We start from the raw sequence: 21,940 nt of genomic DNA, 5'->3' as shown, positions 1-21,940 counted from the left end.
CTGTTTTTTCAAAGTGGAAATTAACACTTTACAGGAATGCTTTAAAAGAGCTTAATATTTAAAAGCCTGATAAATGTCTTTCGAAGAGCGGAGAGAGGCAATAAGTTTAATTCTTGCTTTTTTGCTGTCGTAATCTCTACCTAAAATTACGCCCCTGTTATATAAATCGTAAGCACTTCCCTTGTAGTCATAAGTCGTATATACATGACCTTCTTCTGAAGCCGTCGTAATCACTACAGGAATACCGTTTTCAATCGCTTCACTTACTGCATCTACCATGTCTGGATGTATCTGACCTCTGCCGAGAGCTTCTAAAATAATTCCATCACTCTTTTGTTGAATACAGGCTTTAATAAAAACTTCAGAAGCGTTCATATAACACTTAACAATTTCCACGTCTACTTTCTCCTGATGGACGACTTCATAATATTGCCTGGAAACCGGTTTTTGATAAAGGTGAATTTCATCATTATCTATAATACCGAGATAACCAAAACCGAAAGCATTAAACCCCTGAATATTTGAAGCATGCTCTTTTTTTACATATTTTGCAGAGAATATCCGTTCATTGAAAACGACTGTTACTCCGATATTACGAAGCTGCTCACTTGCCGCAGCATAAACAGCATGGCGGAGGTTAATATAGGCATCACTTCCCAGAGCATCCGGCGACCGCTGCGAGCCTGTAAAAACGACCGGGATCTCTACGTTTGAAGTTAAATCCAAATAATATGCTGACTCTTCCAGAGTATCAGTACCATGAGTAATGACGACTCCGTCGAAAGATTCTTTCTGTTTTTCGACTATGTCTTTCAATTCGTCCAGATCATCGAAAGTAATATGTACGCTCGGCTTCTGAAAAGCCGAGATAATTTTAACTTCTATTTCTTCCGGTATTCCAAGTTTATCTCCCAATTCTTCGCCGGAATACCTTCCAGCCTCGAGTTTCCCTTCCGCATTTTCTACACTGGCAATCGTTCCGCCTGTAGATATGATTAAAACTTTTTTCATGAATTCCCCTCCTGTCTGCAGTTAGAATAGCAGCAGTGTTCGTACATACAACTTCTTCTGATAAAGCCATTCCTTGACCCTTCTGCAGAAAATACATCGATATTCCGAAACAGATCATGAAGCATTTGAACAGAGAAATGTTGATACGTTATGCACTATCCCGTTCATTTCATTATTTAGAAATGACTTTTTGAACCTCTTTTTTATAAATTTCTTCAGCAATATACTGTCCATGCCAGCGTCCGTTTTCAATAAAAATCTCATTCGCGTTATTCCCTGCCGCAATAACTCCCGCAATAAAAATATTATTTTTATTTGTTTCCATTGTTAGGGGAGAATAATCCGGCCTTCCGCTTGCATCGTCCACCTGTACCCCCATGCTGCGAATAAAGGAATGGTCGGGATGATAGCCGGTCATTGCGAATACGAAATCCACCTTTATTGAATCCTCCATACCTTTTTGAAGAAAGAAAATACTTTCTCTTTCAATATTAGTAATTGACGTATTAAAATACATTCTAATTTTTTCGTTTTTTACAAGGGACTCAAATTCCGGAAGAATCCAGGGCTTTATACTTGGTGAATAATCACTTCCGCGATAAAAAACTGTCACTTCAGCCCCGGCTTTTTCCAATTCCAATGCCGCATCTACCGCTGAATTTTTTCCGCCGATAACCGCAACTTTTTGACCAAAATAAGGGTGAGCCTCGTGAAAATAATGATAGACGTGCGGAAGTTCTTCTCCTGGAATATTCATCGAATTGGGAGAGTCGTAATAGCCAGTTGCCACAACAATATATTCGGTAAGGTATTCTTTGGTTTCCCCTTTACTTTCTGTAGATAATTTATAATTTCCTCCATCAGTATGCTCTTCAATAGCGATTACTTCCTCATATGAGTTGATCCTTACCTCTTTTTCCTCAGCGACTTTGCGGTAATAAACTAAAGCTTCGTTTCTTTTCGGTTTTCTCTCAGTACTATAAAAGGGAATGCCCCCTACAGAAAGTTTTTCACTTGTACTGAAAAACTGCTGATGAGTCGGATATTTATAGATGGAGTGAACCAGATTTCCCTTTTCAATGATCAGCGGGTTTAATCCTTTCATCTGCAGTTCAATAGCTGCTGATAATCCACAAGGGCCGCCGCCAATAATTATTACTTTTTCCTGCTGCACTTTATCAACTCTTTCCTTTCAGCATAATATTCGCTGGATACCTTCATCTGCTTGACTGTTCATAGCTTTCTTTATTATTCCAATAAGAAACCCCCGGAAGCAGGTGCTTTGAACAGACATCTATATATGGACCGGGAGTGGTATGACAGCTTTTTTTCCCGGAACAGTTTAAGAATGTTCCTTTTTTGAAAAGATTTTTATAACCGGATGAAAAGACAATCCTTTTGTTCCGCTGCTCTGCAAAAAGCGGTGTAAATCCTTCCGGGAAAAACCGTAAATAATCATGTTAAATGCTCAAATAACTATTTCAAAAATAGAAATATAAAAGAGCTGCTCCCTTGAAAAAGGAACAGCTTAATTAATAGTATATCGAATTTCAGCTTTTAAATCCATCCCCGGAACCGGCTGGCTTCTGCCATTTTTCTAACACCGACCATATATGCAGCAAGACGCATATCAACATTTCGCATCTGAGCAACCCGGTAAACATTTTCAAATGCCTTCACCATAACAGCCTGCAGCCTTTCTTCAACCTCTTCTTCTTCCCAGTAGAACCCCTGGTTATTTTGAACCCATTCAAAATAAGAAACCGTTACACCTCCGGAACTCGCCAACACATCAGGAACCAGCAGAATCCCCCTGTTATACAGCATTTCCGTCGCTTTCATCGTAGTAGGGCCGTTTGCCGCTTCTACGATAATGCTTGCCTTTATACGGTCCGCATTTTTTTCGGTAATTTGATTTTCGATAGCAGCCGGCACCAAAATATCACATTCCAGTTCTAAAAGCTCATCATTGGATATTGTGTTTTTGAAGAGGTTTGAAACTGTTCCAAAACTATCTCTTCTGTCCAGAAGATAGTCAATATCAAGACCTTCCGGGTCGTAAAGCCCTCCTTGAACGTCAGATATCCCCACTACATTAGCTCCGGCATCGTGCATAAACTTGGCAAGGAAACTACCTGCATTTCCAAACCCCTGTATAACGATACGTGCGCCTTCGAGATTAATACCTTTTCTCTTGGCGGCTTCCCGGATACATATTGTTACCCCTTTAGCAGTAGCTGATTCTCTGCCGTGAGAACCTCCCAGCACTAATGGTTTACCCGTAATGAATCCAGGAGAATCGAATTCTTTCATGCGGCTGTATTCATCCATCATCCATGCCATGATCTGCGAATTCGTTTGAACGTCCGGAGCTGGTATATCTTTAGTGGGTCCAACGATTTGACTTATAGCACGTACATACCCCCGGCTTAATCTTTCTACTTCCGGAAAAGACATATTGCGGGGATCACAGATTATTCCGCCTTTCCCCCCGCCATAAGGAAGCCCTACAATCCCTGCTTTCAGACTCATCCATATTGACAGCGCTTTCACTTCTGTTTCTGTTACGTTAGGGTGATACCTGACTCCTCCTTTAGTAGGTCCAACTGCGTCATTGTGCTGCGCGCGGAAACCTGTAAAGATAGTAGTGGAACCGTCGTCCATTTTCACCGGAATTCGAACAGTCATCATCCGAAGAGGTTCTTTAAGCAGTTCAAAAACTTCTTCAGAATACCCTAATTTGCCGAGAGCTTTGTGAATAACAGTCTGGGTTGATTCCAGAACATTCTTTTCTTTTTTTACACGCTCCGCATCTTTTTCGAGTTTAGTTTTATCTACCATAAGTTTCACCTCTAAGTGTGGTCTCGAAATTTATCTTCTTTAAAAAATTTCTTCTCACTTCTTACTATAAAGAAGTATACAGCTTTTTTCCACATACTTTTTTATTTCTTTCCAGCACCCTGAGGAGAACGAAATAAAAAAATAATTTTTTGAAGGTAACTTATACATAAAAGCTGAGTTTTAGCTTCTCCACCTGCCGTGGAGAAACCATGCGGATTTCCTGCTCCACTAACACATTTACCTCGTCCACCGGAAGAGCGGATTTTAAGACGTTAATGATTCTTCTGAAGTCGCCGGCTTGTTCACCATATATTGGCTCTTACACTAATATATTGATCTGTCATATAAGGCTCTCTCGATGTTCATTTTTGTGATTAAGAGGCTCTACCGCCTCTTTTTCTATATTTATAATGTCGTATAGCCGGCGAAAATACTATCCTTACCGTTTTTGACAGCCTTCAGAATCATTTCTTTAACCAGGTGTTCCATTCATTTTCATTATTACCTATTAACAAATCTTTATATTTATTCTTTTCAAAGACATTTAAATTTTTCAGTGCATGTCCTCCAAGTCCAACCTTTATATCCTGAAAGGTTTCGTGGAGGTTTTCTGCCAGATTTAAAGCTTTTGATAAATGATCCGGCAGCGTAGTAGACACAACTACCAGTTTGGCATCCACTTCCTTAACTACCTGCTCAACATCTTCTGCCGGAATTCCAGCACCCAGATAAACGGTTTCGTATCCCCGCTGCTTTAAATAATAAGTAAAAATCAACAAACCTAATTCATGCTGGTCCTGCGGGCCGCAAACACAAACTGCTTTAGGTAGAAAGCCATTTATAGGCAGGGAATGAAATACCATTCCTATCCTTGTCCTTAGAAGCGAGGTAACAAAATGTTCATGAGCAGTAAATATCTCCCTTCTTTCCCATTTCATGCCTACTTCCTGCAGAATTCCTCCCATAATATGAATTAGTACTTTATCGGTGGAAAACAGCCCAAAAGCACGGTCAATTAATTCGTTGGCTTTATTTTCCTGGAAATGGAGAAGTTCATGCATTATCTGCTCTTTTAAAACGTCCATTTGATTCGTAAAACGTGGATCATGATCAATAAAGGCCGGCTCTTCCTGTTTGTTTAAAAGATCTACAGCCTGTCCAATCGTAAAACCATTATCTACTTTGTTAACTATCCACTTTAGTATACGAATATGTTCATCACTATAAAGCCTGTGGCCTGCCTCGTTTCGGATGGGTTCTATAATCTTGTACCGTCTCTCCCAAGCCCTCAATGTTCCTGCATGAATCCCTAATAAATTAGATACTGCTTTAATATTATATTTCCCCTGCTGCTCTGCCATAAGGTTTTTCACCTGCTTCTTGGTTAATTATAAATATGATTTATTTAGTTTAAATTATAGCATAATAATACTCTCTTCATCTCTGCTTCGAAACGTTAACAAGATTAATTACATGAATCTGTGGTGGTGCACCGAGGCGCAGCGGAAGTCTTGTAGTTCCGTATCCATTGGAAGTGAGGTGTGTGATATCCTGATATTTTTTCAGGCTCCCCTTAGGAGCAGGTGAAAATTTCCCGATTCTTATTTGTCCTCCATGTGTATGTCCGGATAGTATTAATTTTATGTTAGTATATCTGTTTGATTCTTTAATAATTTCAGGGTCATGACATAAGAGAAGTGTTGGGTTCACAGCACCGTTTAATGCTTCATTCATATTATGAAAATGAAAATTAAGATCCTCGACCCCGGCGAGAGACCAGCCCTCTTCTTCAAATGTAACATTTCGGTTATTAAGCTGGTTCACGTTATACAATACAAGGTATTCCTGGAGTTTTTTTCTCTTTCCATAGTCATTGTTACCCCATACGAAATAGACAGGAGCCTTTGCAGTTAACGTTTTAAGATTATCTAACAGCGTTCCGTTATCTGCTGCTTTTTCTGTTATATCTCCACCAATAAGAATAAGATCGACATTACCCACTCTTTTTATATCCTTTTTGGAAACCTTTCTTTTATGAAGGTCAGAAATAAACAGCAGCCGCTTAGACAGATTGTTTTCAAAAAATGAAATATCATGAACGAGGAATTCTGTTATTCTGGCTCTGAAGAACATATAGCATACGAGTGCACTCAATCCAGTCACCATATATATTAAAACCCTCATTGACACTATCTCCTCCTGTACAAACGTTATACGTATCTTACCATAGAGATACATAAAAAAGATAACGAAGACAGCCTTTATTATATAAATTCCAGAAAATAAAAAGAACACCTCTCAGAATACCGAGAAGTGTTCCGCAACAATACTAGAAGTTATCCTGATAATACGTACTAGAAAAAGTTAGAAAAGTCCTACTGCGTTCCCATCTTCGGACACATCCATGTCCAGAGCTCCCGGTCGTTTTGGAAGGCCCGGCATTGTCATTACATTACCTGTCAGGGCAACTACAAATCCTGCTCCCGCTGAAACTCTGAGTTCCCTCACGGTTATTCGAAAGTTTCGGGGTCTTCCAATTTTAGAGGCATCATCAGATAAGGAATACTGGGTTTTAGCCATACAGACAGGCAGAGTACCCCATCCACTATCGGTGATTCTTTCCAGTTGTTTTTTTGCTTCAACGGAAAAATCCACTCCGTCAGCTCCGTATATCTCCTTTGCAATTTTATTTATTTTCGCTTCAATAGTTAACTCAAGATCATAAAGTGGTGTGAATACAGAAGGTTCATCCGCTGCCTGAATGATTTTCTCAGCAAGTTTCACTCCGCCTGCTCCGCCCTTCTCCCAAACTTCAGCTAATTCAACAGCTACGCCTTTTTGTCTGCAATATTTCATTAATACATTTATTTCTTCTTCCGTGTCGTGGGTGAAACGATTAACAGCCACAACGGGCGGAAGCCCAAATGCACGAATCGATTCGATGTGTTTATCAAGATTCTCAAACCCTTTTTCCAGAGCATGTAAATTTTCCTGCTTTAAATCAGCTTTGGCCGCACCGCCGTGCATCTTCAGAGCACGAATTGTAGCTACAATTACAACTACACTTGGTTTAATATTTCCAGCCCTGGATTTTATATTCATGAATTTTTCAGCGCCCAGATCTGCTCCGAACCCGGCTTCTGTCACTACATAATCTCCCAATTTAGCCGCCATTTTTGTAGCTACTACACTATTGCAGCCATGAGCTATATTTGCAAATGGTCCTCCGTGAATGAGGGCTGGAGTATTTTCCAAAGTCTGAACCAGGTTTGGCATCATCGCATCTTTTAAAAGCAGTGTCAGAGCTCCTTCGACTTCCAAATCAGCTACTGTTAATGGCTCATCATGAAAAGTGTACCCAATGACCATTTTCTTCAGTCTGCTTCTCAGGTCATTAATACCGTCAGCCAGACATAATATGGCCATAATTTCAGAAGCTACCGTAATATCGAATCCTGACTCATGAGGAACACCCTGTAAAGGGCCCCCGAGTCCTGCAACGATGTGACGGAGAGATCGGTCATTCATATCCATAACTCGTTTCCATGTGAGTTTCCTTACATCCAGACCAAGCTCGTTTCCACGGTGAATATGGTTGTCGATTAATGCGGTTAACGCGTTGTGAGCAGTTGTTATTGCGTGGATATCTCCAGTGAAATGCAGATTTATATCCTCCATGGGAACAACCTGTGAATAACCGCCGCCGCAGGCTCCTCCCTTCATCCCCATTGTTGGTCCTAAAGACGGTTCCCGAATGGCAACTACAGCTTTTTTACCAATATGATTTAACGCCTGGCCCAGCCCAACCGTCATTGTCGATTTTCCTTCACCAGCAGGAGTAGGATTAATCGCTGTAACTAAAATGATCTTTCCATCTTTTTTTCCACTTGCATTATGTAGAAGCTCAAGTGATAATTTTCCTTTATAATGTCCATAGGGTGCTACAAATTCTTCATCGACTCCAAGACCGTGAGCGATTTTCGTAATCTTTTCCAACTTTGCCTGCTGCGCTATATCAATATCAGAGGGAATTACATTCATCGGTATTCTCCTTTATTCTTATTAAAAATATTTTGCTGTACGACAGCAGTTAAAAAAGTAATTTAAATACTGTTCTTATCAAAAGACAAAGCCCTCCATATAGCTACAGACGGCTGAAATCCCAATATAATATTAACTTTCAGCGTAAGTTAAACTTAGATTTGTTCTCTCCTAGACCAGAAACTGAAGTTTCAGACGCTGATAAAACGATGTTTAAAAGAAGCCCGGTAAGCAGCCTTGACAGCTGCAACATAGAAAGATTTTCACCTGAAAAGCCCCTTTAACGAATCTGTTCAATCCATACCGGATATGTAGCTACTGCCGTAATAATTGTAAAGAAAAGCAGGAGGCAAATTCTGATGAGGGGAAACTCCAGATTCTTCTTCTTTTTTCTGCGGCTTATACTTTTAAACGGGCTCTTTTTCCTCTGCATCGTTTTTCGGGATGGGAGAGGGGGGACACTCTCCTCACGGGTTTCATAATCCGTTCGTTCAGGTATCAATTGTATCCATCTCCCTTCCATGTTCTCTACTATTAACAATACCACTTTTTTGTAAATATTTCTACTATTCGGTTTAATTATTTCCTTATATGGCGGTATCTGATGAGCAGACCAAGAACAGAATCAATAACGAAGTGGGCCACTATTACAGACCATAAATTACCAGTCCACATAAACAGGAAGCCGAGACCGAAACTCATGGCAAGCACAAAAGAAAATAAAAAAACTTTCTTTAAATATCGAAGATGAATAAGGGCGAATATTAGAGAAGAGACCACTATCCCAAATTCTGTCTGCAATACTCCGCGGAATAAAAGTTCTTCAGACAAAGCCACGATTCCACTGACTAAAACAATAAGGTGCGCCGGCATATTTTTAAATATCCTAACATTTATTCCACCATCATCAAACCATTTTTCTGGTAAAGTATAAGTGAAGAGAACTTCCAGAAGCAATATGATCCCTGCAAACAGGAGGCCTGCAGAAGCAGCTGACCAGGTGAAATCGATTAATAGAAATGGGGCGAGAATACTGCTCTGTAGAATCCATGCTCCCAGCAGAGCAGCACAGAAAATAATGCCCTGGGTCATATAAAGGTTTACGTATAGTTCTTTGTCACTCAGCTGATCTATTATGCGGGCTTGATTATTCACATTCCCCCACCGCCTTTGTCATTTGTCATAAGAGAAAATAACAGACAGCTTTTTTTTCCATCCGATTTTTTCACTATTATTTATCACTTCAGATTTTCCGTGTTCGTCCCACTTTAGAACATGGCGGCAGTTTGAACAACAGTATACGGGCCGCTGCCTTAACTCTTCTTCGAATAAACGTACAATTACTTCCCTTAAACATTTGTCGGTTCTCGTGTAGCTGTACATTTCTTCTACCTGCTTCAGTTTTTCTTTTTTTCTTTCCTGATACTTTTTTTCCAATTTATGAATAATCTCTTTTAAAGAGGGATCAGTTGTAAATAAACCTTCTGTTATTATCCCTTCTTTTTCCAGGTGCCCCGTTATCATGCTCCACATAGTATCAGATGCTTCCAATTCATGCTGAACTTCTACTGCCTGCTTCCCGTCTGTAATTTTCGGAAGCAGTCGTTTTTCCAGCCATTCTTTATCAGGCAATTCATTTTCTATAAAAGAAAGCGGCAGATGTTTGTCATTTTCCATTGCGATGATCAAAGCTTTACTCTGGAGGTTGTCCCTGCCTGCTCTCCCTATTTCCTGAATATAATGTTCCAGAGATGAAGGCATGCTCATATGAATCACTGCTCTTACATTTGCTTTGTTAATTCCCATACCGAAAGCATTCGTAGCAGTTAAAACTTCCAGCTCGTCATTTAAAAACTGCGATTGAATAAGCGTACGGTCCTCTTTGTTCATCCCTCCATGATAGTATGCTGAACTGAAATTCTCTATTTCCTGCGAATAAAATTCTGCAGCTTTCCTTGTGCCAGCGTAGACAACACAGGGTTTAGGAACCGATGCCAGCTCCTCCTGAAACATTTCCATTTTTTCATGGAACGAAGCTGCTTTTTTAACTTCCAGATAAATGTTTCTCCTGTCCACAGAATGCGTAATAACCTGAGGCTTTTTTAACCGAAGCTGAGATAATATATCTTTCCTTACTTGTGCTGTAGCTGTAGCTGTCAACGCAAGAACCGGGGGTCTCCCAAGATCATCTATCCTGCTTCCAAGCTCCTGATATTCAAGTCTGAATTCATAGCCCCACTGCGATATGCAGTGTGCTTCATCGACAACAAACAAAGCTATATTTTGTTTTTTTAGTATTTCCTGAATGAAATCCACCGACAGCATTTCAGGAGACATGTACAGCAGATCCCATTTATTCATTTTATTGATAACTTCTGCTTTTTCTTTCCTTGACTGCAGGCTCGACAATTGAGCTGTACTCCGATCTCCCTGAGCTTTCAGCTGAGCCACTTGATCAGCCATTAAGGAGACTAGAGGAGAAACTACAACCACCAGTCCATCCAATATTTTTGATGGCAGATAGTAACACAGTGTTTTACCGCTTCCTGTCGGGAGCATGGCAAATACATCTTCACCTTTCAAAACATATTCAATAATTTCACGCTGTCCCGGACGGAACGAGGTATAGCCAAGTTTTTTAAGATAAGCTTCCATTTTCACTTTCCCCTTTGACTGTTTCTGTTCAGAAGTGACAGTGCCAGTCTAATTTCAAAATAATTTAGTTCGTCGTTCAGAGCATTGCGTATTTCTTTTAATTTCCCTAGATTTACTTTTTCATCCAAAATAAGCTCTACTTTTTTAATATCACTGGTTTTAATAAAGTTTTGATATGGGAAATGATCATCGTACATAGCCAGTTCAACAAGGTGATCCTCTATTGTACTTGTTTTCAGACCTCTTTCTGCCGCTATTTCTTTGAGAGACATTCCTTTATATAAAAAGTCTCCTGTTATTCGTGCGGAAGTTGTAACTGCGCCGAGACTCGATGCTTCAGGAAGCAGCAGAGGTAAAAAACTGTCTTCTGCCGTTAATTGACTCATTAAATGATGGATGGTGCTTCGGAACCGCAGATATGTAAAGATTATCTCTTCATCTCTGCTGTTAAGCTGACGGATCGTTTTTCCTGTTTGACTGCGCCCGGTCAGCCTGTTTACAAATAATTCTGCATCTTCTTCAGAGACCGCTTTCAGAGCATGCAGCAGGAATCCATGGAGCTTCAAAGAAATCTCTTCTGCTTCATAGGATTTCAGCAGATTTTTCACAAATTTTTTATCCTCATAATCAGAATTTACTGGGATAAAGGAAGCTGAACCACCTTTCATCCAACTTAAAGTCTGAACTAACAGCGTTAATCGCCGCCAAAAAATATCCGCTTCGCCATTCCATTCCCATTTCATTCCATCTACAGCCAGGTGGTTAAAAAAGGTCTTATTCCGCTGAAAAATCTCCTCTCCTCTTTCAGTAAGAAAGGCTCGTTTATCGATTATGCTTACCAGTTCTTTCTGAATCAATTTTTGTTCTTCAATACGCAAATGCGAGTAGGAAATATTTTTTAAAAGAGCCGCCCATTTTTCCAAACCGAAAAGTGCTGTATCCTGTATCGTGGTTGCAGATCTTTTCCCTTTCAAAATATGGACGGGTCCACTGAGAGTTCTGCCTCCATCCATTTTTTTCAATAGATGGATGTAAAGCCTGTACAATATACATCTCTCCTCTTACGTAATAGGTTTCGTAAATTACATTATAGATTATTCTGCGATCTCTTCCCAACTTCTTTGTATAACTGTTGAAAAGTTTACAGAGAACCTATACAATTGTTAAGCGTAGAACTAAAAGATACAAATTACCAGGTGACTGCTTTTTCAAAGCTATTGCAGGCAGCTTTCATCAGTACACCATTTCTTTTACTTTGTACGGATTTTTAATATCCGCTTCCAAAGGATTTTTATTAAATAAGGAGGTTATATATATGGCGAAATTTACAATTGTCGATAAAGATACATGTATTGCCTGTGGAGCCTGCGGGGCCGCAGCTCCAGATATTTATGATTATGATGACGAGGGAATTGCTTACGTCATTCTTGATGATAATGCAGGTACAGAAGCAGTGCCGGAAGACTTATACGAGGATCTTGAGGACGCTTTTGATGGATGTCCAACAGACTCGATAAAGATTGCGGAAGAACCGTTTGACGGAGATGCCCTGAAATTCGAATAGAATTTCCACTCAGAAAGTGATACAAACCTCTAAAAACAAGAAAAGCCCTCTGCCTTTATATAAATTGGCAGAGGGCTTTTCTGTGCAGGTCTGGTAATGATTATTGATGCTGATACTGCAGAATATCGCTTCCTGAAAAAGTGGAGGACAATCAGCAAAATGAAGCTCGAATGTATATTGAAGACATTACAGCACTTTGAAAATGAAAAATATATGTGCACAACAACTTATTATCTTCCCTGTTATCCATGCTCCGTCACTTGTAAGCGCTTTAATTGTCAGACTTTTCCGTCCTCGAGAAAAAAACTTTTGCTTTTTTGCTGTGTACGTGCAAATTATCTGACTTTCGTGTTAATATGATTAAATCAACGACTCAAAAAGGTGGAGATAGAGAATGGTACAAGTACAGAATCCTGTTCATCAGGAAATGAAAACATTTACTGTATTGGTTTCAGATAATATGAGCGCAGATGGTTTAAAGCCTATTCTCGAAAGTTCAGAAGTGAACGTAATCCAGGAGAACGTTCTGGAAACGAAGATAGCTTTAGACACTGTAGATGCTCTTTTAATAAGAAGCTCTACTACAGTAACGGCAGAAATACTCGATAAACTCCCGAACTTAAAAATAATTGGACGCGCCGGTGTCGGCGTTGACAACGTAGACCTGGATGCTGCCACCTCTCATGGGGTAGTTGTCGTTAATGCCCCTGACGGTAATACTATTTCAACAGCAGAACATACTTTTGCTATGCTTGCTTCTCTTGTCCGAAGCATTCCCCAGGCAAATCAGTCGATGCAGGAAGGCCGGTGGGATCGAAAGCTTTATCAGGGAGCTGAACTTTATGGCAAAACACTAGGCATTATCGGTTTTGGTAGAATAGGGGCAGAACTTGCCCAGAGAGCCCGTGCTTTCCGTATGAATGTGATAGCTTACGATCCGTTTCTAACCCAGTCCAGAGCTGAAAAAAATCACGTAACTGCTGTCTCCCTCGAAGAAGCATTGAGTCAAAGCGACATTTTATCTGTTCATACACCGTTGACGAAAGATACAAAAGGGCTTCTTAACGATGAAACATTCAAAAAGACTAAGAAGGGTGTTTACGTATTAAACTGCGCCCGCGGAGGAATAATAGATGAAGATGCCCTTTACCGAGCTGTAGAATCAGGCCATGTACGAGGAGCTGCGATAGATGTTTTTGAAGAAGAACCGGCTAAAAATCATCCTCTTACCAAGCTCCCTCAGGTAATTACAACACCTCATATAGCTGCTTCTACTTCCGAAGCGCAGTTGAACGTTGCAGAATCCGTTTCTCAGGAAGTTTTAGATTATTTATCCGGTAAACCAGCTCCACACGCACTGAATCTTCCCTATCTCGATCAGGAAGCATTCGATAAGTTTTCACCTTTCACCAAATTAACACGGACCCTGGGTGATACCGCTTCCCAGCTATTCATGGAACCAGTAAAACAAGTGGAAATCAGTTATGCCGGGGAAATATCCGATCAGGAAACCGGGCTGTTCAACCGAAGCTTTCTTGCCGGCTTTTTCAGGAACAGAATTGACGACTACGTCAATGAGGTCAACGCATCCTGGATCGCAAAAGAAAGAGATGTAGAAGTTTCTGAACGACACGAAAGTGAATCTAAAGGTTACGCAAATTTTGTGAAAGCCTATGTCCAGGGTGAAAACAGCTCCATTCATATTCACGGAACGTACAGCCAGGAAATTGGAGCAAGAATTGTTGAAATTAACGGTTTTAAACTGGACTTTCAGCCTGCTGCCCATACGTTATATGTACGTCATAACGACCGGCCGGGTGTGATAGGTAAAGTAGGTCAGCTGTTAGGTGCTCACGATGTTAACATTGCAACAATGCAGGTTGGACGAAAGACAGAAGGTGGAGAAGCTATCATGCTTCTCGCAACAGATAAAGAATGCGATGAAGCTGTTTTAAAAGCTTTTGCTGAAATAGAAGAAATTAATTCTGTTTCCGCTATTGAACTATAGAAGCTCAATAGACCAAATCCGTGCTTTTAAAGAGAAATCTGTGAATGAACAGATCAAGTCTGATCGAGCTATTTTCAGCAGCTGTCCTGAAATTTTCACAGGACAGCTGCTTTAATTTATGCTACGAACCATCTCATATGCACCAGACTATCTAGGCCTTAATAACTGCTGTCTTTAATACAAAATTTTAAAATTTGACTCTGGAAAAACTACCTTGAATATAAAGTTTATAAGTGATGAAGGCGTGCTTTCGTTTCTATTTTTATGGTTTGAAAATGTGATCGCAAACAGAACATATAATTTGTTCGCCTGAACTGTAATATTTTAACACTGTTACACTTTATATTGACGGCTGTTTCATCGTTTAGAAACCCTGCATATACATATTTATATGAGATTAATCAATTGATAACTCTTATTTAAATATGATACAGTTATAGTCAATACGCAGCACATTCAAAGAAAGGTTGATTTTTTAAATGAAAAAAATGACTAGAAATGGATTATTAACTCTATCTTTATCTACACTCCTTATCGCAGCAGCATGTGGAGGTAATGAAGAAGGAAATAACGAAAATACAGAGGGAAATGGCAATACGTCTGAAGAAACAAATACTGAGAACAATGACAGCACTAATGAAGCTGCTGAAGAAAACAATACAGACAACGCAACAGCTGATAACGAAAACACAGAAAATACAGCCGAAGAATCTCCGGAAAATTCCTCTGAAGAACCAGCTGAAGATCAGGTGAATATTATGGATGAGGACCCTGAAGAACCAGCAGCTGTCGTGAATGGAGAAGAAATTACCAATGGTGAACTACAATCACAGTTAGCTCAGATTGAAACTATGTTTGCTCAGCAGGATATGGCTGAGGAAGAGAGCTCTATGATGATGATGCAGTTTCAGCAGCAGTTTCTCGAGCAGCTTATCAACCAGACTCTTCTTTCCCAGGAAGCTGAATCAGAAGGCATAGAAGCTGACGAAGATCAGGTCGAAGAGGAGCTTGAAGAAATTCGTTCCCAGTTCGAATCAGATGAACAATTTGAAGAAGCTCTGGAAACACAGGGCTACTCTGAAGAAGATTTAGAAGAAGAAATCCGACAGATGGCACTCGTGGAAGAACTTCTTTCTATGGATCAAATAGAAGAAGAATATGAAGTTCCAGAAGAAGAAGTCAGAGAGTACTATGAAACGGCTGCATCAAGCAATCCAGAAATGGCAGAATCAGAATTTGAGGACGTCCAGGAGGAATTAGAAGAGCAGCTCAGACAGAACCAGTATGTTGAAGATTTACGGGAAAACGCCGATATCGAAATACTTCTTTAAAGCACAAAAAAGCTGAGCCTTGAAAATAAGGCTCAGCTTTTTTATGTTTAGCTGTGTTAAAGTCTGCGATTGATTAGAAGATAAGATTCTTCTCTGTATTCCTTCTTTAAGCTGCATGCAGGGCACATGAGAGGGTTTCAGGGCGAATAAAGACGGGATTAGCTTAGGCCCGCCTGCGTCTCCATGGAAGCGAAAGCATCCGTTTATCGGTTATCTGCTTTATTGTCGCGGATGTATTTTTACGGGAAATGGTCTTCAACTGAATTCCTCAAAACCCTTCCCCACACTGAATCTTCAAACGGCGCTTACTCCTCCGGAAATGCCCGTCTTTCCCTGCTTTGACTATTAATGTAAGAAAAGAATTTTATGAGAATTCTTCTATTTGTCTGAATTAAGCACTTATGAATTGATTTTCATATTACTCTAATTAAAAACATCTTTCCCTCTTTCATACAAGATATCCTCTGTCCCGGATCGGTGATTAACCGCTCTTGAAGCTGCAAAGAAGAAGTCTGACAGACGGTTTAAATACGGAAGTGCAGCCGGGGGCATATCATGTTCGTCATGAATGGCGCTCGTCAATCTTTCTGCCCTTCTGGCAACGGTTCTGCAGACATGTAAATAGGAAGCCGCGGGCTCTCCACCGGGAAGAATAAATTTCTTCAAAGGTGGAGCCTCTTCCCAATATTCATCTATCTTGTTTTCAAGCCTCGTAATCGAAGCTTCTTTTAACGTCCACTCTTTATTCTCTGTAACATTTGCCAGATCTCCGCCTAAATCAAACAGCTCGTGCTGGATAGTCAATAATTCAGTTTGAATGTCGGTAAAATTTGTTTTTTTCATCAGGGATACTGCCACCCCTATAAAACTGTTAAGTTCATCAACCGTACCATAAGCTTCTACACGCTCATTTGTCTTTTCCACTCTCTTACCAATAAGCTGTGTCTGTCCTTTATCGCCTTTTTTTGTGTAAATTTTCATATTGTCCTCCTTCATATTCGTAAATGATAATCATGCTTTATACACTTATAAGAAACCTTCTTTTGTATATTTAATCTCTGGTAATCGGAAGAAAAACATTAAAGCTCGTTCCTTCGCCTACTTTACTATGAACGGACACTTTTCCGCCATGGGCGTCGACGATATTCTGTACAATGGCGAGTCCCAGGCCAGTACCTGCCCTTCCGCGAGTTCTCGCTTTATCTGCTTTGTAAAAACGTTCAAAGACAAATGGAAGGTCTTCCTCGGGAATGCCGGTTCCAGTATCCTCCACCTCCATTTTCAATCCATTATCTTCTTCTTTCATGCGCACAGTTATCGTTCCTTTTTCAGGGGTGTGCCTGAAGGCATTATCAATTAAATTAGTCATAACTTGTTCGAGTCTATCCGGATCACCAATAAAATATTCAGTTCGGGTCAAATTTTCTCCTATAAGTCGGACATTCTGCTCTTTAGCTATAACTTGAAATTTTCTTAAGATTTTTTCCTGCATCGTTTTAATATGAATTTCTTCTTTAGCTAATGTAAGATGGCCCGCTTCCATGCGTGCAAGGTCCAGCAGTTCATTTACAAGCCTTCCGATTCTCAATGATTCATCGTAGATAATCTGTGCCATTTCTTTTTTCTCTTCTTCTGTCTCCGCTATTCCATCCACTATAGCTTCTCCATATCCCTGGAGCATGGATATAGGGGTACGCAGTTCATGAGAAACGTTGGCAATAAAGTCTTTGCGAAGCTTATCATGCTGTCTTTCTTCCGTCATATCCCTTAGAACTGCAACTGCTCCTCTTATATCATTCTGATCGTAAAGAGGTGTCATTAATATAACCCAGGTTCTGCCTTGAATCGTCACTTCATCCACTACTTCTTCTTCCAGCTTCAGAACCTTCTGGAATAAAACATTCAGGTGAGGAGGTTCGCTGTTTTCCTCCAGCTGTTCTTCATACCTCCATGAATTAATAAATTCTACAGCAGGTGGATTGGTTACTACGACACGCCCTGTCTTATTGAATGTCATAACTCCGTCAGCCATAGAACTCAAAATATGGGAAAGCTGTTCTTTTTCCTGATTCAACGCATGTAAATTGGTATTTAAAGCCCGTCCCATCCGATTGAAAGCCATAGCAAGCAGGCCGATTTCATCTTTAGTCTGAATAGGTATTTTTGTATCAAAATTTCCTTTTGCAACTTCGAGAGAAGCCGCCCTCATCTGCCTCAGTGGGGCTGTTATTCTTGAAGTCAGGAAAAAAGCAAAAACGGTAGTCAGAATAATCGCTATACCGGCGGAAAAAAATATAATCTGTTTTGTCTGATTTGTCGCTTCTTCTATTACGTCCAGAGACTGATAAAGAAACAGGGATCCTTCTTCCCCATCTTCGAATACTACCGGCATTCCAACAATCATAATTTCTGCATTTTCTCCCTGTGTTCTTGTAACAGAATAATCTCCCCGGGTCACTACCGTTTCTTCGTTCTCCATAACATTTGCTAAATCATCATGTTCATAAAAAACTTCTACCGGGATTTCCTGCTCATCTTCGTCAGAGGTGTACCAGTACCCTTCTTCCCCGATGAGCAGTGCCCGTGCAGAGTATGACTCGGAAATAACCTGACTCATATCCAGAGCCTCACCGTCTGTTGTTTCGTACTCCAGAAAGCTGACGATGAGATTGGCATGATTTAATAGTTCTCCCTCCGCCTGCTCTGCATGAAACCGCTCAAAATACTCAAGAAGCAGAATAGTCAATACAAGCAGTACTACAGATACGAGCAGTAGTATTGTAAACCAGATTTTCCCTACGACGCTTCTCCAGAACATCATCCCTGTTCAGCGTCCTCAAACTTATAACCAACACCCCAGACAGTTTTAATCATGTCTGCCGCTTTCGGTTCAATATGACTCAGTTTCTCCCTAAGGCGTTTAATATGGGTATCCACAGTACGCAGATCGCCAAAAAATTCATAATTCCAAACATCTTTCAAAAGCTGCTCTCTAGCAAACACTTTATCCGGAGCCTGTGCCAGATAAAGAAGAAGCTCATATTCTTTTGGAGTTAAGTTTATTAATTTATTTTGGACTGTGACTCTATGAGCATCATCGTCAATTGTTAAATGAGAGAATTCAAATATTTCTTTTGTTTTCGTTTCTGTCTGCAGAAATTTTGTAGAGGACGATCTTCTCAGCAGAGCCTTAACCCTTAAAACAACTTCTCTTGGGCTGAATGGTTTTACAATGTAATCGTCTGTTCCTGCCTCGAAGCCCTGCACTCGGTTTATTTCTTCTCCTTTTGCGGTGAGCATGATGATAGGAGTAGCTTTATGTTTTCGAATTTCTTCACATACTTGTATGCCATCAATACCAGGCATCATCAGATCGAGAACGATTAAATCATAGTCTGTACTAATCGCCATATCCAGCGCTGCTTCTCCATTTTCGGCATCTTCAACGATATAATTTTCTTTTTCCAAATACATCCTGAGAAGTCTGCGGATACGTTCTTCATCGTCAACTATTAATACCCTTGTCTGTTGTTCCGTATCGGTCATCCTTATCCCTCCATGTAAAAGGCTGTCCAATTGAAAACAACGGACAGCCTTTTTATTCCTGATTATATTGTATCGAAATTACGCATAAGAGTGAAGTCCGGCGATTATAAGGTTTACAAATATCAGATTAAACATAATGATTGCAAAACCGATTACACAAAGCCATGCACTTTTTTCTCCCTGCCAGCCCCTCGATAATCGAAGATGAAGATAGACTGCATAGAATAGAAATGTAATAAGGGCCCAAACTTCCTTAGGATCCCATCCCCAGAAGCGTGTCCAGGCTATCTGTGCCCAGATCATTGCAAATATCAGTCCACCCAGTGTAAACACCGGAAATCCTATCGCAATTGCCCGGTAGCTTATTTCATCCACTGTCTGTGGATTAACCTTTCTTACAATCGGCTGTAAAACTCCGCCAATCGGTTTTCTGAATCCCAACCGCATTCCGCTGTATAAGATCAGCCCACCAATAATTGACCACAGTACGGTGTTTACATCATCACTACGGATATATTCAGGCATAGACAAAACCGGATCAAATCCCTGTTCTGAAATAAGTTCTCCTTCATTTGGACCTACCAGAGGGGGAAGAACATAGTTCACTTCTGCAGATTCTCCAGTTTCGTCAACATAATTAAACGTTGCAGTATAATCTGCCGCACCAAAACCAATCCCTATAAAAATATAAGCAATTGTAGCTAACAATCCGAACATAATAAATTCAATACTCTTAACTTTTCTGGAAGCTTTTGTGAAATCTATCATACGTACGAGATATAACAGACCCGCAGCGAAACCAATTGCGAGTATTCCTTGTCCGATAGCTGTCGTAATTACATGAATAAACAGCCAGTTTGACTGAAGCGCAGGAATCAATGGCTGAGCCTCGCCCGGAAACATGGAAGCGTAGGCAATAATCAACATCACTATCGGCATTGTGAATAATCCGAGATAATTATTTTTATATATCGGATAGATAATGACAAAAGCTAGTGACATCGTGATCCCGAGAACTGTTGTATATTCAAACATATTACTTACCGGTGCATATCCAACTGCCAGCCAGCGGGTAATAAAGTAAGATATAGCGAAAATCAGTGCCAGTGCAGCGCTTATATATCCAAATAATCCTGCTTTATTACGCTCTTCCCCGCTTTTATTTTTAAACTTCCTGCCGGTGATCGATACTGCAAAAAGAATCGTAGCTGCTAAATATAAACCGAAAGCAATGTACAGTAGAGTACTGCTGAATTCCAGCATAGCATCAGCCGCCTCCTTCATTTGTTTTTTTGTTACCTAAAGGATCTTCATCTTTTTCTTCATCAAGCTGGTCCAGCGCTCCCGGCAGATTGGTTCCGCTTCGCAAGAGGGCTATATCCTTTTTTAATGCATGCCAGTTCTTATTCGCATGTCCGGCGATCATTATCTTTCCGTCTTTGCGCTGCAGCCATATACGCCTGTGGTGCCAGTACGATCCCTGTACAAGCCCAATCATAAATATTATACCGCCAGTAATGATAACAGGCAGCGTATGATCTCTTCGCACTGTTAGTCCGGTTACGTCGACCATTTCGACATCAAGCATTCTTATTGCATGATCATGCTCTCCATTGAGCTCTTCATTTACCTGGACGCCTATTAAACTGATTTCCCCGCTATCCTGTTCTGGATCCACACCCGGTGGAAACAATTCAAATATAATTCGGGGATTATCGGGAACACGATTCAGTGTAGAAGGTTCACCGTCATCATTAATATAAAAATTAGGAAAATATTCAATGATTTCCACTTGATAATCGTTATCCAATTCGTATAACATCTGCGGATCCGTTAAGTCTACTTCAAAAGAAATATTCTCTACATTTTCCTGATTGTCTTCGGATTCAATACCGAAAGTGAAATTAGAAAGTTCGTTCAGACGATAGTCGACTTGATAAAGGGAAATACCTTCAAAGGTGAGCGGATGGTTCACGCGTATGTCGTGATCTTCAATCTTTTCCAGTTCCGTTTCACTCCCTAAAGTTTCCGAAGACCGTTTATACAGCGTCGCACTAGTCTGGTAGTTGGAAACTACAGGGGCATTCTGGCGTGTCAGCGCTTCCTGGAAAATGTCCTCCTGCTCCTCGTCATACAGTTCGACAAGAAATTCATTATTCTCAACAAAATACTCTCCATTAGTCCCTGTTATTACTTCTGTATCACCTTCACGGACCCATACGTAATCATCGAGATACATTCCGGGGAAAAAGCGGAGCATCCCGCCTATTAAAAAGATAATCAGCCCTATATGATTGACATAGGGACCCCACCGGGCAAATCTTCCTTTTTCAGCCAGTAAGTTTCCGTTTTCTTCTCGAACTTTATAACGTTTTTTTTCGAGGGCCTTTTTTGCTGTCTGAAAATCTTTATCTGTGGAGTCAGCTATTGGAGCCTCCCCAAAAACACGCTGTTTCTTCATAAAAGCAGCATGTCGTGTTACACGCTGGTTTTTTAAAGCCCGGTATAAAGGTACGAATCGATCCAGACTTGCAATAACAAGAGAAATACCCAGGGCTGCGATCAGCAGCATATACCACCATGAGCTGTATAAATTATGAAAACCAAGATCGTAATAAAGCTGCCCTAAAATTCCATATTCCTGAGCATAATAAAGGGATGGGTCTTCTCCGGGTGGAATATACATCTCCTGCGGAAAAAGCGTACCTATAGAAGATGAAACCAGGAGGAGCACTATAATCCAGATACCTACTTTCACAGAAGAAAAGAAGTTCCAGACTCTGTCAACAATCGTTTTTTTGTATGTCTGGGATCTTCTCGCAACCCCTTCATACCGCATATTGGCAAGTCTGCCGTCTTCTTTAAGCGGCTTTCCGCAAGACTCACAGAGGTAGGTACCAAATGGGTTTTTATGTCCGCATTCACACGTTACTTTATTCATTA

General features: G+C 40.4%; 17 protein-coding genes. 3 read left to right on the top strand and 14 right to left on the bottom strand.

The annotated features are described in order from the left end of the window. Positions 1–51: 51 nt before the first annotated feature. The 9 genes from FTX54_RS07895 to FTX54_RS07855 form a co-directional block, all read right to left on the bottom strand. Positions 52–1,011: an asparaginase gene (locus FTX54_RS07895; protein WP_147804810.1), complete on the bottom strand. Its 960-nt coding sequence runs from the start codon at positions 1,009–1,011 to the stop codon at positions 52–54. Between the two features lie 172 nt (positions 1,012–1,183). Beyond that, positions 1,184–2,185, bottom strand: coding sequence for a YpdA family putative bacillithiol disulfide reductase (locus FTX54_RS07890; RefSeq protein ID WP_147804811.1), 1,002 nt, complete (start codon positions 2,183–2,185; stop codon positions 1,184–1,186). 383 nt (positions 2,186–2,568) lie between these two features. After that, a complete protein-coding gene (locus FTX54_RS07885; protein WP_147804812.1) occupies positions 2,569–3,852 on the bottom strand; it encodes a Glu/Leu/Phe/Val family dehydrogenase in 1,284 nt (427 codons plus the stop codon). Positions 3,853–4,316: 464 nt separating this feature from the next. Next, complete coding sequence (locus FTX54_RS07880) at positions 4,317–5,213, bottom strand: MerR family transcriptional regulator (RefSeq protein ID WP_147804813.1); 897 nt, start codon at positions 5,211–5,213, stop codon at positions 4,317–4,319. Between the two features lie 76 nt (positions 5,214–5,289). Next, the gene (locus FTX54_RS07875; RefSeq protein WP_187254643.1) at positions 5,290–6,036 is read right to left on the bottom strand and encodes a metallophosphoesterase; all 747 of its coding nucleotides are present in this window, start codon (positions 6,034–6,036) and stop codon (positions 5,290–5,292) included. Positions 6,037–6,216: 180 nt separating this feature from the next. Continuing rightward, entirely contained in the window at positions 6,217–7,893 is a 1,677-nt protein-coding gene (locus tag FTX54_RS07870) for a formate--tetrahydrofolate ligase (protein WP_147804815.1), read from the bottom strand. A 579-nt stretch (positions 7,894–8,472) separates the two neighbouring features. Beyond that, complete coding sequence (locus FTX54_RS07865; protein ID WP_147804816.1) at positions 8,473–9,048, bottom strand: CPBP family intramembrane glutamic endopeptidase; 576 nt, start codon at positions 9,046–9,048, stop codon at positions 8,473–8,475. A gap of 18 nt (positions 9,049–9,066) precedes the next feature. After that, the gene (locus tag FTX54_RS07860) at positions 9,067–10,548 is read right to left on the bottom strand and encodes a RecQ family ATP-dependent DNA helicase (protein WP_147804817.1); all 1,482 of its coding nucleotides are present in this window, start codon (positions 10,546–10,548) and stop codon (positions 9,067–9,069) included. Positions 10,549–10,550: 2 nt separating this feature from the next. Then, positions 10,551–11,594 (bottom strand): helix-turn-helix domain-containing protein, encoded by a 1,044-nt coding sequence (locus tag FTX54_RS07855; RefSeq protein WP_147804818.1) that lies wholly within the window; start codon positions 11,592–11,594, stop codon positions 10,551–10,553. A gap of 269 nt (positions 11,595–11,863) precedes the next feature. Here FTX54_RS07855 and FTX54_RS07850 point away from each other — a divergent pair, with 269 nt between their 5' ends. The 3 genes from FTX54_RS07850 to FTX54_RS07840 all read left to right on the top strand — a co-directional run bounded on the left by FTX54_RS07850 (position 11,864) and on the right by FTX54_RS07840 (position 15,451). Further along, positions 11,864–12,112, top strand: a complete 249-nt coding sequence (locus FTX54_RS07850; protein WP_090840539.1) for a ferredoxin — start codon at positions 11,864–11,866, stop codon at positions 12,110–12,112. 394 nt (positions 12,113–12,506) lie between these two features. Continuing rightward, complete coding sequence (gene serA, locus FTX54_RS07845) at positions 12,507–14,120, top strand: phosphoglycerate dehydrogenase (RefSeq protein WP_246125682.1); 1,614 nt, start codon at positions 12,507–12,509, stop codon at positions 14,118–14,120. A gap of 479 nt (positions 14,121–14,599) precedes the next feature. Beyond that, positions 14,600–15,451, top strand: coding sequence for a SurA N-terminal domain-containing protein (locus FTX54_RS07840; protein ID WP_147804819.1), 852 nt, complete (start codon positions 14,600–14,602; stop codon positions 15,449–15,451). A gap of 423 nt (positions 15,452–15,874) precedes the next feature. Here the strand turns inward: FTX54_RS07840 and FTX54_RS07835 are convergent, their stop codons facing one another. From FTX54_RS07835 to resB, 5 genes are all read right to left on the bottom strand, one after another. Beyond that, positions 15,875–16,432 carry a cob(I)yrinic acid a,c-diamide adenosyltransferase gene (locus FTX54_RS07835; protein WP_147804820.1) on the bottom strand — a complete coding sequence of 186 codons (558 nt, stop codon included), beginning with the start codon at positions 16,430–16,432 and terminating at the stop codon, positions 15,875–15,877. Positions 16,433–16,502: 70 nt separating this feature from the next. Beyond that, positions 16,503–18,272 (bottom strand): ATP-binding protein, encoded by a 1,770-nt coding sequence (locus FTX54_RS07830; RefSeq protein WP_147804821.1) that lies wholly within the window; start codon positions 18,270–18,272, stop codon positions 16,503–16,505. Continuing rightward, complete coding sequence (locus tag FTX54_RS07825; RefSeq protein WP_147804822.1) at positions 18,269–18,997, bottom strand: response regulator transcription factor; 729 nt, start codon at positions 18,995–18,997, stop codon at positions 18,269–18,271. The genes FTX54_RS07830 and FTX54_RS07825 overlap by 4 nt, the downstream gene beginning before the upstream one ends. Before the next feature lie 78 nt (positions 18,998–19,075). Then, a complete protein-coding gene (gene ccsB / locus FTX54_RS07820; RefSeq protein WP_147804823.1) occupies positions 19,076–20,260 on the bottom strand; it encodes a c-type cytochrome biogenesis protein CcsB in 1,185 nt (394 codons plus the stop codon). A gap of 4 nt (positions 20,261–20,264) precedes the next feature. Continuing rightward, positions 20,265–21,938: a cytochrome c biogenesis protein ResB gene (gene resB, locus FTX54_RS07815; RefSeq protein ID WP_147804824.1), complete on the bottom strand. Its 1,674-nt coding sequence runs from the start codon at positions 21,936–21,938 to the stop codon at positions 20,265–20,267. Positions 21,939–21,940: the final 2 nt, after the last annotated feature.

The sequence above is a fragment of the Alkalicoccus halolimnae genome (assembly GCF_008014775.2).
GTDB classification, from domain to species: domain Bacteria; phylum Bacillota; class Bacilli; order Bacillales; family Salisediminibacteriaceae; genus Alkalicoccus; species Alkalicoccus halolimnae.
Note: the sequence above shows the minus strand (reverse complement) of the source record. Positions and strands in the feature narration are given on the sequence as shown.